At 55.8% G+C, this 14,109-nt stretch carries 12 protein-coding genes; 8 read left to right on the plus strand and 4 right to left on the minus strand.

Annotated elements, in window-relative coordinates; all coding sequences use genetic code 11:
* Nucleotides 1-68 precede the first annotated feature (68 nt).
* Nucleotides 69-989: a kdo(2)-lipid IV(A) palmitoleoyltransferase gene (gene lpxP, locus GNG27_RS16535; RefSeq protein ID WP_142486619.1), complete on the plus strand. Its 921-nt coding sequence runs from the start codon at nt 69-71 to the stop codon at nt 987-989.
* A 351-nt stretch (nt 990-1,340) separates the two neighbouring features.
* Nucleotides 1,341-1,421, plus strand: a complete 81-nt coding sequence (gene ypdK / locus GNG27_RS23905; RefSeq protein ID WP_098946261.1) for a membrane protein YpdK — start codon at nt 1,341-1,343, stop codon at nt 1,419-1,421.
* A 56-nt stretch (nt 1,422-1,477) separates the two neighbouring features.
* Here the strand turns inward: ypdK and alaC are convergent, their stop codons facing one another.
* Nucleotides 1,478-2,719: an alanine transaminase gene (gene alaC, locus GNG27_RS16545; protein WP_142486620.1), complete on the minus strand. Its 1,242-nt coding sequence runs from the start codon at nt 2,717-2,719 to the stop codon at nt 1,478-1,480.
* A 384-nt stretch (nt 2,720-3,103) separates the two neighbouring features.
* Here alaC and GNG27_RS16550 point away from each other — a divergent pair, with 384 nt between their 5' ends.
* Together GNG27_RS16550 and GNG27_RS16555 are read left to right on the plus strand one after the other, a co-directional pair.
* Complete coding sequence (locus GNG27_RS16550; RefSeq protein ID WP_142486621.1) at nt 3,104-4,801, plus strand: sensor histidine kinase; 1,698 nt, start codon at nt 3,104-3,106, stop codon at nt 4,799-4,801.
* Nucleotides 4,802-4,812: 11 nt separating this feature from the next.
* Nucleotides 4,813-5,550, plus strand: a complete 738-nt coding sequence (locus tag GNG27_RS16555) for a LytTR family DNA-binding domain-containing protein (RefSeq protein WP_142486622.1) — start codon at nt 4,813-4,815, stop codon at nt 5,548-5,550.
* Between the two features lie 41 nt (nt 5,551-5,591).
* Here GNG27_RS16555 and glk read toward each other — a convergent pair whose 3' ends face one another.
* On the minus strand, nt 5,592-6,557 hold the full coding sequence (glk, locus tag GNG27_RS16560; RefSeq protein WP_142486623.1) for a glucokinase: 966 nt from the start codon (nt 6,555-6,557) through the stop codon (nt 5,592-5,594).
* Between the two features lie 204 nt (nt 6,558-6,761).
* Here glk and GNG27_RS16565 point away from each other — a divergent pair, with 204 nt between their 5' ends.
* Complete coding sequence (locus GNG27_RS16565; RefSeq protein WP_142486624.1) at nt 6,762-7,997, plus strand: ion channel protein; 1,236 nt, start codon at nt 6,762-6,764, stop codon at nt 7,995-7,997.
* Here GNG27_RS16565 and ipdC read toward each other — a convergent pair whose 3' ends face one another.
* Nucleotides 7,998-9,653, minus strand: coding sequence for an indolepyruvate decarboxylase (gene ipdC / locus GNG27_RS16570; protein ID WP_142486625.1), 1,656 nt, complete (start codon nt 9,651-9,653; stop codon nt 7,998-8,000).
* 183 nt (nt 9,654-9,836) lie between these two features.
* On the opposite strand from ipdC, the gene GNG27_RS16575 reads away from it, so the two are divergent.
* Nucleotides 9,837-10,835 carry an aldo/keto reductase gene (locus tag GNG27_RS16575; RefSeq protein WP_156264311.1) on the plus strand — a complete coding sequence of 333 codons (999 nt, stop codon included), beginning with the start codon at nt 9,837-9,839 and terminating at the stop codon, nt 10,833-10,835.
* Between the two features lie 126 nt (nt 10,836-10,961).
* Complete coding sequence (gene ypeC / locus GNG27_RS16580) at nt 10,962-11,291, plus strand: DUF2502 domain-containing protein YpeC (protein WP_142486627.1); 330 nt, start codon at nt 10,962-10,964, stop codon at nt 11,289-11,291.
* Between the two features lie 30 nt (nt 11,292-11,321).
* Here the strand turns inward: ypeC and GNG27_RS16585 are convergent, their stop codons facing one another.
* Nucleotides 11,322-12,563 carry an Nramp family divalent metal transporter gene (locus GNG27_RS16585; RefSeq protein WP_142486628.1) on the minus strand — a complete coding sequence of 414 codons (1,242 nt, stop codon included), beginning with the start codon at nt 12,561-12,563 and terminating at the stop codon, nt 11,322-11,324.
* Between the two features lie 347 nt (nt 12,564-12,910).
* On the opposite strand from GNG27_RS16585, the gene GNG27_RS16590 reads away from it, so the two are divergent.
* Nucleotides 12,911-14,098 carry a NupC/NupG family nucleoside CNT transporter gene (locus tag GNG27_RS16590; protein WP_039032602.1) on the plus strand — a complete coding sequence of 396 codons (1,188 nt, stop codon included), beginning with the start codon at nt 12,911-12,913 and terminating at the stop codon, nt 14,096-14,098.
* The last annotated feature ends 11 nt before the right edge of the window (nt 14,099-14,109 follow it).

The raw sequence follows: 14,109 nt of genomic DNA on the forward strand, positions 1-14,109 counted from the left end.
GGTCATAAAAGCAGTACGGCGTATCGCCCGTCTGGCGCTACCTCCACACTCTTCATAAAGGTTGTCTTATCTTGTCTCAATGCAAATTCACACTCACCCTTCTGCATCCCCGTTACTGGTTTACGTGGTTTGGTCTGGGTGTTCTGTGGCTGCTCGTACAACTTCCCTACCCGGTGCTGCTCTGGTTGGGTGCCACCCTCGGTAGTCTCTCGCGTCGTTTTCTGAAACGTCGGGAATCCATTGGCCGCAGAAACCTCGAGCTCTGTTTTCCGGCCTTATCGCCCGAAGAGCGCGAACATCTGATTACTGAAAACTTTAAATCCATCGGCATGGCGTTACTGGAAACGGGGATGGCCTGGTTCTGGCCGGACAAACGGGTACGCAAGTGGTTCGATGTCGAAGGTCTGGAAAATTTACAGCGTGCGCAGGCCAAAAACCGTGGAGTGATGGTGATCGGCGTGCACTTTATGTCGTTGGAACTGGGCGGTCGCGTGATGGGGCTGTGCCAGCCCATGATGGCCACCTATCGGCCGCACAACAGCGCGCTGATGGAGTGGGTACAGACCCGCGGTCGTATGCGTTCTAATAAGGCGATGATCAGCCGTAATAATTTACGCGGACTGGTCAGTGCCCTGAAAAAAGGGGAAGCGGTATGGTTTGCCCCGGACCAGGATTATGGCCGCAATGGCAGCAGCTTCGCCCCGTTCTTTGCGGTGAAAGATGTTGCGACGACTAACGGAACCTTCGTGATTTCACGCCTGTCCAAAGCCACGATGCTGACCGTCACAATGGTGAGAAAAACGGATAATAGCGGTTATCGCCTGTTTATCATGCCGGAACTGGAAAACTATCCGCAGGAAGAGGTTGCTGCCGCAGCCTGGATCAACAAGGTGATCGAGAAAGAGATCATGCGTGCGCCAGAACAGTATCTGTGGGTGCATCGCCGCTTCAAAACTCGTCCCGAGGGCGAGGCGTCCCTCTATCGTTAAGCCTCTGCCGAAGGTTAGTTTCGCCTTGAGACTAACCTTTTCAATCACCTGTAATCACCCCGCTTTATCGTTAGCACGCTATGTTGCTCAAGCGCGATTTATTACCCCACGAAATTAAACTGTCGCCGTTCCACGACACTCGTAAGTCGCGGAAATTATTTAAAAAAATGCCTCTTGTCACCCCTGAAATTTAGGCGTACATTAGCGCCGTCTGGCAGCGGGAAGCGCAGAATTCTGAGCTGGAGTTGACGCCATAACGGGGATAATTCTCATTTCCGTCCTGGCCTGACTTCACCTCTCTATACTCAGTTGGACTCTGTATTTAATGCGTATCACGATATACGCGGAGCGATGAACGTGAAATATTTCTTTATGGGTTTTTCGGTTATTGTGTTCGCCTGGGTCGGCACTTTTGCCCTGATGATGAACTGAGCGAAGAAAATGCAGTGAAAAAAACAGGAGCCACTGGCTCCTGTTTTTTTTGGCGCTTACTGACCGGCCTGCTCTGGCGAGGTTTTTGTCGCCTGGGGCAACAGCCCGTCGGCACGGAACATGCTCTTGATCCCCCTCACCGCCTGTCGAATACGGTCGCTATTCTCAATCAGCGCGAAACGCACGTGCGTATCGCCGTACTCGCCAAAGCCCACGCCCGGTGAGACGCAGACCTTCGCGTCCTGCAGCAGTTTCTTGGCGAACTCCAGCGAGCCCATTCCGGCGTAGGCGTCCGGGATTTTTGCCCAGACGTACATCGAGGCTTTCGGCATCTCGACCATCCAGCCCGCCTCATGCAGCCCTTTAACCAGCACATCGCGACGGCGTTTGTACTGGGCGGCGATATCTTTCACGCACTGCTGATCCCCTTCCAGGGCAGCAATGGCCGCCACCTGCAGCGGGGTAAAGGTGCCGTAGTCGTGATAGCTTTTAATGCGCGCCAGAGCGTTCACCAGCGTTTTGTTGCCGACCATAAAGCCGATACGCCAGCCCGCCATGTTGTAGCTTTTCGACAGGGTGAAGAACTCCACCGCCACGTCGCGTGCGCCGGGAACCTGCATAATCGACGGGGCTTTCCAGCCGTCATAGACGATATCGGCGTAGGCCAGGTCATGCACCACCAGCACATCGTAACGCTTCGCCAGGGCCACTACCTTTTCAAAGAAATCGAGTTCGACACACTGGGCGGTCGGGTTGGAGGGGAAACCGAGGATCATCATCTTCGGCTTCGGATAGCTTTCGCGGATAGCGCGTTCCAGCTCGTTGAAAAAGTCGACACCTTCCACCAGCGGCACGGAGCGTACCTGCGCGCCGGCGATGACCGCGCCGTAAATGTGGATCGGGTAGCTGGGGTTCGGTACCAGCACCGTGTCGCCATGATCCAGCGTCGCCAGCATCAGGTGCGCCAGCCCCTCTTTCGAGCCGATGGTAACGATGGCTTCGCTCTCGGGATCGATATCAACCTGATAGCGGTCCTGATACCAGCGCGAGATGGCACGGCGTAAACGCGGGATCCCTTTGGAGGTGGAGTAGCCATGCGTATCCGGGCGCTGGGCGACCGTGCAGAGTTTTTCCACGATATGCGGCGGCGTGGCGCCGTCCGGGTTGCCCATACTGAAATCAATAATGTCTTCGCCGCGCCGACGCGCAGCCATTTTCAGTTCAGCGGTAATATTAAACACATACGGGGGGAGACGATCGATACGCGAAAAACGGCGTTCAGGACTGGAATCAGCCATACCTACCTCAGATAACGTTAGCGCCCGGACCGTCCGAGCGACGTCGCCACGATGTGTGGCGTGCTTAGAAAATAACCTGAAAAAAATCGACTTGTCGAGAGGCAAAAATAAAAAAAACGTAGCGCTAAAACGGGAACACTGCTGCAGCTAAAACAGGAAGTGATAATAAAAAGAGGCATCTCTGATGCCTTTTTCTTAACATTTTAATATCAATGGATTTACGACTTTTGGGTGGTTTTTCTCACAAGTACAACTTTCAGGTGAACCTCAGTTTATCCCCTTTGAACTGTATGGTTTATCCTCATTTCATAAATTCTACGGATGGCTGGTCATTGGGCGTCAGGTTTTTTATCATGGTTCTTTCCCGTTTTCCCAGGTTTACCCGTGCACGAAATATTCAATATGCTGCTGGCGGTCTTCGATCGCGCGGCATTAATGCTGATTTGCCTGTTCTTCCTGATCCGTATCCGCCTGTTCCGCGAGCTGCTGCATAAATCAGCCCACTCGCCGCGCGAGCTGCTGGCGGTCACCGTCATCTTTTCGATGTTTGCCCTGTTCAGCACCTGGTCCGGGGTGCCGGTGGAAGGCTCCCTGGTCAACGTGCGTATTATTGCCGTGATGTCAGGCGGGATCCTGTTTGGCCCCTGGGTGGGGATTATCACCGGCGTCATCGCCGGGCTTCACCGTTACCTGATCGATATCGGCGGCGTGACGGCTGTTCCCTGCCTTATCACCTGCGTCATCGCGGGCGCGATGTCGGGCTGGATCAACCGCAAATTCCCCAAAAAGCAGCACTGGCGGGCGGGCATTATCGGCGGGATGGTCTGTGAAACGATGACCATGATTCTGGTGGTGGCCTGGGCGCCGACCGCCGAACTGGGGCTGGATATTGTGTCGAAAATCGGCATCCCGATGATCCTCGGCACCGTCTGCATCGGCTTTATCGTGCTGCTGGTGCAGAGCGTGGAGGGTGAAAAAGAGGCCAGCGCCGCCCGGCAGGCCAAGCTGGCGCTGGATATTGCTAATAAAACCCTGCCGCTGTTTCGCGATATTAATGCCGAATCCCTGCGTCAGGTGTGCGACATCATCCGCAGCGATATTCACGCCGATGCGGTGGCTATTACCAATATTGACCGGGTGCTGGCCTACGTGGGCGTGGGCGAGCATAACTACCGGGATAATGACGATACCGTTAGCCCCACCACCCGCCAGGCCATCAGCGACGGCAAAATCATCATCAAGAATAACGATGAAGCCCACCGCACCCCGGAGATCCACTCCATGCTGGTGATCCCGCTGTGGGAGAAAGGGATCGTCACCGGCACGCTAAAAATTTACTACTGCCACGCGCACCAGATCACCTCATCCTTGCAGGAGATGGCGGTCGGGCTGTCGCAGATTATCTCCACCCAGTTGGAGGTGTCTCGTGCCGAGCAGCTGCGGGAGATGGCTAACAAGGCCGAGCTACGCGCCCTGCAGAGTAAAATTAACCCCCATTTCCTGTTCAACGCCCTGAACGCCATCTCCTCGTCGATCCGCCTGAATCCGGACACCGCCCGTCAGCTGATCTTTAATCTGTCGCGCTACCTGCGCTACAACATTGAGCTGAAGGATGATGAGCAGATCGACATCAAAAAAGAGCTCTACCAGATTAAGGATTACATCGCCATCGAGCAGGCGCGGTTTGGCGATAAGCTCACCGTCATCTACGACATCGATGAGGAAGTGAACTGTGTGATCCCGAGTTTGCTGATCCAGCCGCTGGTGGAGAACGCCATTGTCCACGGTATTCAGCCGCGTAAGGGTAAAGGCGTAGTGACAATAAGCGTGGCGGAGTGCGGTAACCGCGTGCGGGTGGCGGTACGCGACACCGGCCACGGTATCGATCCGAAAGTGATTGAGCGGGTGGAGTCGAACGAAATGCCCGGCAATAAAATTGGCCTGCTGAATGTTCACCACCGCGTGAAGCTGCTCTATGGTGAAGGGCTGCACATTCGCCGCCTTGAGCCGGGCACCGAGATCGCCTTTTATGTGCCTAATGAACGCTCCGCCGTTCATGCGCAGACGTTGTTATTGTCGTAGAGAGAGTGCCCATGAAAGTCATCATTGTGGAAGATGAAATACTCGCTCAACAGGAGCTGAGCTGGCTTATCAAAGAACATAGCCAGATGGAGATTGTCGGCACCTTTGAGGACGGGCTGGACGTGCTGAAATACCTTCAGCACAACAGGGTCGACGCCATTTTTCTGGATATCAATATTCCGTCGCTGGACGGCGTGCTGCTGGCGCAAAACATCAGCCAGTTTGCCAGTAAGCCTTTTATCGTCTTTGTTACCGCATGGAAAGAGCATGCGGTGGAGGCGTTCGAGCTGGAAGCCTTCGATTATATTCTGAAGCCGTATCAGGAGTCGCGGATCGTCAGCATGCTGCAAAAGCTTGAGCAAGCCTGGCACCAGCAGTCGGGCGCGGGACAGGTCGCAGCCTCACCGGTCACGCGTGAAAACGACACCATCAATTTGATCAAGGACGAACGCATCATCGTGACGCCGGTGGACGATATCTATTACGCCGAAGCGCATGAGAAGATGACGTTTGTCTATACCCGTCGCGAGTCGTTCGTGATGCCGATGAACATTACCGAATTCTGCAGCAAGCTGCCGACGAGCCATTTTTTCCGCTGCCACCGTTCGTTCTGCGTAAACCTGCACAAGATCCGCGAGATCGAGCCCTGGTTTAATAACACCTACATTTTGCGGCTGAAGGATCTGGATTTTCAGGTGCCGGTAAGTCGCAGCAAGGTGAAAGATTTTCGCCAGCTGATGCACCTGTGAAGGCGATCCCCGGTGAACAGACGTTCACCGGGGAGGAAGGATTACAGCACCTGGCCGAGGGTCTGGCGCAGATGCGCCCCGGCACCCAGCAGGCCCGGGTTGTCATGCACGATCAGGTACACCGGGATGTCCCGAACGTAGTCGCGGAAGCGGCCCTTGTCTTCAAACCCGCCGCGGAAGCCGGAGGATTTAAAGAAGTCGAGGAAGCGCGGTACGATCCCGCCCGCGATGTAGACCCCGCCAAAGGTACTCAGATTCAGCGCCAGATTGCCGCCAAAACGCCCCATGATGACGCAGAACAGCGACAGCGCACGACGGCAGTCGGTGCAGCTATCTTCCAGCGCGCGTTCGGTTACGTCCTTCGGCTGCAGGTTTTCCGGCAGACGCCCGTCAGACTTGACGATCGCCCGGTAGAGATTCACCAGCCCCGGGCCGGAGAGCACGCGCTCCGCCGACACGTGGCCGAGCTCTGCGCGCAGCTCTTCGAGGATAATGCCCTCTTCTTCGCTGTTAGGCGCGAAATCCACGTGGCCGCCTTCGCCTGGCAGGCTGATCCAGCGCTTGTCGACGTGTACCAGATGCGAGACGCCAAGACCGGTGCCGGCACCGTAAACGGCGATCGGCTTACCTTCCACCGGCTGGGTACCGCCGAACTGGATCAGATGTTCCGGTTTTAACATCGGGATCGCCATCGACACCGCAGTAAAGTCGTTAATAATTTCCAGATGCGCAAAGCCAAGGTTGGCTTTCATCTCCGCCGTGGAAAACGCCCAGGTGTGGTTGGTCATCGCCACCCAGTCACCGGTAATCGGGCAGGCAATGGCGATACTGCCATCCTCAACGCTGACATCATGCTCGGTCAGATAGACACGAACCACCGCTTCAAGGCTGGGATAATCCAGCCCGGAATAGGTTTTGGCGCGGGAGATCTCCCCCGAGTTGACGTCACATAACGCCAGACGCGCGTTAGTGCCTCCTACATCACCTACCAAAGCATACTTTGTCATTCTTCTACTGCTCCGCTAAAGTCAAAATAACTCTTTGGCACACTCTAAATTCAAGGCCCGATAACAACAACGACCTGAATAAAAGCACCCCAGGATTATCGATCTTCGTCACAGATTCACTTTACCGTTTCAGCACCATTTGCACTATTAGCATCAGTCTGAGCGTGCAAAGTAAAGACCGCCAATTTTTACAAGGAAATCATCATGCTCCATCCGCGAGCCAGAACGATGCTGCTGTTGGCCCCTCCCGCGCTGATTATTGGCGTCGCCTCCAGCCTGATTCTGATTGTGATTATGAAAGTCGCCTCAGTATTACAGTCAATTCTGTGGACGTCATTGCCTTCCACGGTCGGCCTCAGCGCGAGCTCCCCGACCTGGGTGATTTTGACCCTGACCCTGACCGGTATCGCCGTAGGGCTGGTGATCCGCTACAGCCCGGGCCACGCCGGGCCGGACCCGGCGACAGAACCGCTGATTGGCGCGCCGGTGGACGCCGCAGCCCTGCCCGGGCTGATTATCGCCCTGATTATCGGACTCGCGGGGGGCGTCAGCCTCGGGCCAGAGCATCCGGTGATGGCGGTGAATATCGCCCTCGCCGTTGCCGTGGGTTCGCGTGTCTTTCCCCGGGTTAACGCCCTGGACTGGACCATCCTCGCCTCGGCGGGCACCATAGGCGCGCTGTTCGGCACGCCCGTCGCAGCGGCCCTGATATTCTCCCAGACCCTGAGCGGCAACGCCGAGATCCCCCTCTGGGATCGCCTGTTCGCCCCGCTGCTGTCTGCGGCCGCCGGCGCTCTGACCACCAGCCTGTTTTTCCATCCCCACTTCTCCTTGCCCCTCGCCCACTACAGCCAGATGCAGCTGGTGGATATCTTTAGCGGGGCGATTGTCGCCGCCATTGCCATCGCGCTGGGGATGGTGGCGGTCTGGTGTCTGCCGCGCCTGCACCGGCTGATGCATCGCCTGAAGCACCCGGTACTTATTCTTGGTGTGGGTGGGCTGATACTGGGGATCCTCGGCGCTATCGGGGGCAACATTACGCTGTTCAAAGGACTGGATGAGATGCAGCAGATGGCGTTCGGCCAGCTGTTCAGCGTCTCAGATTATCTGCTCTTTGCGCTGATCAAACTGGCGGCGCTGGTGGTGGCAGCGGCCTGCGGTTTTCGCGGGGGGCGCATTTTCCCGGCGGTCTTTATCGGCGTCGCCCTGGGGTTGATGCTGCATGAGCACGTCGAGGCGGTACCGGCGGCGATCACCATCTCCTGTTCAATTCTGGGGCTGGTGCTGGTTGTTACCCGGGATGCCTGGCTGAGCCTGTTTATGGCGGCAGTGGTGGTGCCAGACACCACCCTGCTGCCATTGCTCTGTATCGTGATGCTGCCCGCCTGGCTGTTGCTGGCGGGCAGACCGATGATGATTGCCTGGCGCGAAGATAAGTAATCAGGCGCTTTTACGCGCTTCCAGCGCCTGGATGATGCCGCTCAACAGCGGCGGAACATCGGCTTTCGGCAGCATGACCTCAATCAGCGAAAGCCGTTCCGGGTGCGCCACTCTCTCCAGCACCTCTTCCAGCTGCACCGTCTCACTCACCCGCCAGCACTCGGCCTGACAATCCAGGCTGAGGGCCTGCGGGATCTGCGTCCAGTTCCACAGCGCAATGTCGTTATAGCGCTGATTCGGGCCATGAATGGCACGCTCCACCGTGTAGCCTTCGTTGTTCAGGACCATGATCACCGGACGCTGTTTATCCCGCAGCATCGAGCCCAGCTCCTGAATCGTGAGCTGCGCCGCGCCGTCGCCGGTGATGGCAATCACGCGGCGATCCGGGCAGGCCGTCTGCGCGCCATAGGCGGCGGCAAGGGTATAGCCAATCGAGCCCCAGATCGGCTGAACGATAAAATTCACGTCTTCGGGTAAACGCAGCGCGCCGGCACCAAAGGCCGAGGTGCCCTGATCGGCGAGAATAATATCCCCGGGGCGAATAAAGGTTTGCAGCGTTTTCCAGAAACTATCCTGCGTCAGCGTGCCGGGATGGACCGCATGCAGCTGCCGTGCCGGACGGTTCGCCGCGGTGGCGCTGACGTACTGATGGCACAGGCTCGAGAGCACCTCAATCGCCTGGGACATTGGGATCCCTGTGTACCAGACATCCCCGATCCGCGAGGCGTGGGGCTGAACGTCAATCGTCTGCTGATGCGTAAGCTTATGGGTGAACCCGGCGGTAAGCGTATCGGTAAATCGTGTCCCCACGCAGATCACCGTATCGGCGCCTTCAATGGCCTCGTTGACGTCGCCCGCACTGGCAGAACCGCTATAGGTGCCCGCGAAGCCCGGTTTGCGCTCGTCAAAAATTCCTTTCCCCATCAGCAGGGTGGCGTGCGCCATTGGCGTCTGCTCCACCCAGCGCTGGAGCTGGTTTTTCAGACCGTAGCGCAGGACCAGGAAATCGGCCAGCAGCGCGGTGCGGTCGCTCGCAGCCAGCCGTTTCTCTGCCGCCTGGCGGAAGGCATCGAGGCGGAAGCTGTCGCTTTCATAAAGACGGTCAATGAGAGCGCTTACAGGCGGACTGGCAGGTTTTTTGGCCACATCAGCAGGTAGCATGATGTAGCCGGGACGGCGCTCCCGGAGCATTTCGGTCAATACCCGGTCGATTTCATAGCAGGCATTTTGTTCGGTGAGGTGCGCCTGCGCGACGGTCACGGGCTCACTCATTTTATAGAAGTGACGAAACTCGCCGTCACCGAGGGTATGGTGCAGCAACTCCCCTCTTTTTTGCGAGGCGCTTCCCGGCGCACCCACGATATGCAGAACCGGTACGTGCTCGGCGAAACTGCCCGCGATACCGTTCATGGCGCTAAGCTCGCCCACTCCAAAGGTGGTCAGCAGCGCGGCAAACCCTTTGCAGCGCGCGTAGCCATCCGCGGCGTAGGCGGCGTTCAATTCGTTAGCACAACCCACCCAGCCAATATCCGGGCTGGCGATAACGTTATCGAGGAACTGTAAGTTGTAGTCGCCTGGCACACCAAACAGATGATCGGCACCACAATCTGTAAGGCGGTCCAGCAGGTAATCGGCGACGGTGTAGGGGGTAAGCATGACTATTATCCTTATAATGTTGACTTCACTTTGAGTATTGAAGAAGCGTGATAGCTGTCCAGGAATGGTTATAATCAGAGCGTGGAAACCATGCTTTACGTATTTTTGCGCGGTAATCTGTTTGCTTCGGTCGTGGTGTAAACGTATACACTGAATGACTTTCTGACGCAGAGGGAAAAACTCATGGGTTACCAGGCAGATCAAAACCGTTATCAATCAATGGTGTATCAACGATGTGGGCAAAGTGGTCTTAAGCTGCCCGCCATCTCCCTCGGGCTGTGGCACAACTTTGGCGACGCCACCCTGATTGAAAACAGCCGTCAACTTTTACATCGTGCCTTCGATCTGGGCATTACCCATTTCGACCTTGCCAACAACTACGGTCCGCCGCCGGGATCGGCAGAGCGTAACTTCGGGCGGATCCTGCAGGAAGATTTCAGCGCCCTGCGCGATGAGCTGATCATCTCCAGCAAAGCGGGCTATACCATGTGGGACGGGCCTTACGGCGACTGGGGCTCGCGTAAATACCTGATTGCCAGCCTCGACCAAAGCCTGAAACGGATGGGACTGGAGTATGTCGACATCTTCTATCATCATCGCCCGGATCCGGAAACGCCGCTGCAGGAGACGATGAAAGCGTTGGACCACGTCGTGCGTCAGGGCAAGGCGCTGTACGTCGGGCTGTCCAACTACCCGGCAGAGCTGGCCCAACAGGCTATCGGGATCCTCGATGATTTAGGCACCCCCTGCCTGATCCACCAGCCTAAATTTTCGATGCTGGAACGCGCGCCTGAGGAGGGATTACTGGATGTGCTTAAGCAGAAGGGGGTGGGATGCATCGCATTTTCGCCGCTCGCAGGTGGCCAGTTGACCGACCGTTATCTGAACGGGATCCCGGCAGATTCCCGCGCGGCCAGCGGCAGCCGCTTCCTGAACCCGAATCAGATCACGGAAGAAAAGCTGGTGAAGGTCCGTAAACTCAATGCGCTGGCCGAACGCCGTAATCAGAAATTGTCGCAGATGGCGCTGGCCTGGGTATTACATCACGAAGCTATCACCTCAGTGCTGATTGGTGCCAGCAAAACGGCGCAAATCGACGACGCCGTAGGTATGCTGGCGAATCGTCACTTCACGCCTGAGGAACTGAACGAAATAGAATCTATCCTGTTCAGCGCGAATTAAAAGCACTTTTAGCAAAAAGTGCTATGCCTTCTGAATTAGGAGTTAAAGCGATTATCCGGGGCTTTACCGCCCCTTAATATTGCGTTAACAAGCCGATTACGGCTCCGATCGTGAAGGAGAATAATAATGTTCAGGTCCCTGATTCTGGCAGCAGTATTAATGGCTTCAGCTCCGCTGGTCGCTAATGCTGGCGAAATCACCCTGTTGCCATCAGTAAAATTACAAATTGGCGATCGCGATAATTACGGTAACTACTGGGACGGTGGCGGCTGGCGTGACCGCGGCTACTGGCATCGTAATTATGAATGGCGTGGCAAACGCTGGCACAAACATGACAACGGCTACCATCGTGGCTGGGATAAACGTAACGCCTATGAGCGCGGCTACCGCGAAGGCTGGCGGGATCGTGATGACCATCGCGGCCGCAAAGGTCACGGACACGGACATCGTCACTAATATAAAAAAGGCGCCTCGCGGCGCCTTTTTTTATAACCCCAACGCCGTGCCGATAAGCAGCCACAGATTCAGGGCTACCACCAGCACCACTATCGCCCACCCTGCCCGTTTGACCAATGCACTGTTCACCAGATCGCCCATCAACGTCTTGTCGCTGGTAAACACCAGCAGCGGCACAAGCGCCAGCGCAATACCAAAACTCAGCAGCACCTGACTCATTACCAGAATGCGGGTTGGATCCAGCCCCATCAGGATCACAATAAAGGACGGCAGCATAGTGACGGCGCGACGCACCCATAAGGGAATATGGAAGCGCACAAATCCCTGCATCACAACCTGCCCCGCCAGGGTTCCGACCACCGTCGACGAGAGTCCCGCCGCCACCAGGCTCAGGCCAAAAATGGTGGCCGCCGCGTGGCTGAGTAAAGGTTCCAGCGTCAGATAGGCCTGATCGAGATCGGCAACACCGGTATGGCCGTTGAAGTGGAATGCCGCCGCGGCGGTGGCCATCATCGCCAGGTTAACAAAACCGGCGATAGTCATGGCGATCGCCACGTCCCATTTGGTTGCAGAGTAACGTTCATGGCGCGACCCTTCGTGCAGGTTTTGGGTCAGCGAGGAGTGCAGGTAAATCACGTGCGGCATAATCGTCGCCCCCAGAACCCCGGCCGCCAGGAAGACCGCTTCGGTGGTGGGCAGGCTCGGGATCGCCATCCCTTTACCTAACTGTACGAAGTCAGGCTGGGAGAAAATCAGCTCAACAATATAGGCCGCCGCTACGAACAGCAGCAGGCCACCAATCACCTTTTCGAGCGGCTTCTGCCCGCGTCGTTGCAGCATCAGGATCAGGAAGGTGGCGATACCGGTTAAAACCGCGCCCTGCAGCAGCGATACGCCCAGAATCAGCTTAAAGCCGATCGCGGCTCCGATGAATTCTGCAAGGTCGGTCGCCATGGCGATTATCTCGGCCTGCACCCAGTAAAACCAGACCAGCGGACGCGGATAGTGGTCGCGGATCTGTTCTGCGAGGTTTTTACCGGTGGCAATGCCCAGTTTGGCCGACAGCACCTGGATCATCATCGCCATCAGGTTGGCCCACACCACCACCCACAGCAGCTTATAGCCGAAGCTGGCCCCGGCCTGGATGTTGGTCGCAAAATTACCGGGATCGATATAGCCAATGGCGGCAATAAACGCAGGTCCCATTAATGCAAACCGCATTTTGCGTGCTGCTCTGCCACTGCTACTCTCATCAACGCGACTATTGGTCATTTTTGCCTCAGAAATATAGCCTTTGCTATGTTTAATGCTATCAAAATGCGAATGATTATCAAGTTCATTTAGTTTGTTTGTATTGATTACAGTGATAGCGAAGAACAATAAGCAGGCTGGACTCGTGGATAGGCTGACGGGCGAAAAATGCACGCAACCTTTGTGAAGCGTAGCACAGAAACTTAACTTTTAATTCATTTACACAACATAACGAAAATGTATCGTATGTCACTATTTTTGAGTCTCGTCACAGGACGTGACTATAGTGTGGCTTTGATCTCGTTTTCTTTACGCTTGTTTCATAGAATGTGCAGCGAAATTAAACCTGCCTCATATTTGGAGCAAATATGGACCGCGTCCTACATTTTGTCCTGGCACTCGTTGTTGTTGCCGTGCTTGCGTTGCTGGTCAGCAGCGATCGCAAAAAGATCCGCATTCGCTATGTTGTTCAGTTACTGGTTATTGAAGTATTGCTCGCCTGGTTCTTCCTGAACTCAGACGTGGGGCTGGGCTTTGTGAAAGGCTTCTCCGAGATGTTCGAAAAACTGCTCGGATTCGCTAACGAAGGGACCAACTTCGTGTTCGGTAAAATGAACGATGAAGGTCTGGCATTCTTCTTCCTGAAGGTGCTGTGCCCTATCGTCTTCATCTCTGCCCTGATCGGTATTTTGCAGCACATTCGCATTCTGCCAATTGTGATCCGCGCTATCGGTACCGTGCTGTCTAAAGTGAACGGCATGGGCAAACTGGAATCTTTCAACGCCGTAAGTTCCCTGATCCTGGGTCAGTCTGAGAACTTCATCGCCTATAAAGACATCCTCGGCAAAATGTCCCGCAATCGCATGTACACCATGGCGGCCACGGCAATGTCCACCGTTTCCATGTCTATCGTGGGCGCGTACATGACCATGCTCGAGCCAAAATACGTGGTTGCTGCGCTGGTTCTGAACATGTTCAGCACCTTTATCGTTCTGTCACTGATCAACCCGTACCGCGTGGATGAGAGTGAAGAGAACCTGCAGATGGCTAACCTGCATGAAGGTCAGAGCTTCTTCGAAATGCTGGGTGAATACATCCTGGCAGGCTTCAAGGTAGCGGTTATCGTTGCGGCGATGCTGATCGGCTTTATCGCCCTGATCTCCGCGCTGAACGCCCTGTTTGCTGCCGTGCTGGGCATCTCCTTCCAGGGCATTCTGGGTTACATCTTCTACCCGGTAGCCTGGGTAATGGGTGTGCCGGCAAGCGAAGCGCTGCAGGTGGGCAGTATTATGGCAACCAAACTGGTTTCTAACGAATTCGTCGCGATGATGGATCTGCAGAAAATCGCCGGTTCCCTCTCCCCGCGCGCCGAAGGCATTCTCTCCGTCTTCCTGGTCTCCTTCGCCAACTTCTCTTCTATCGGTATTATCGCCGGTGCGATTAAAGGCCTGAATGAAGAGCAGGGTAACGTGGTTTCCCGCTTCGGTCTGAAACTGGTTTACGGCTCCACGCTGGTCAGCGTCCTGTCTGCGTCTATCGCTGCACTGGTTCTGTAATCAGCTAAAAA

The organism is Leclercia sp. 119287, from assembly GCF_009734485.1.
Lineage (GTDB): Bacteria > Pseudomonadota > Gammaproteobacteria > Enterobacterales > Enterobacteriaceae > Enterobacter > Enterobacter adecarboxylatus_C.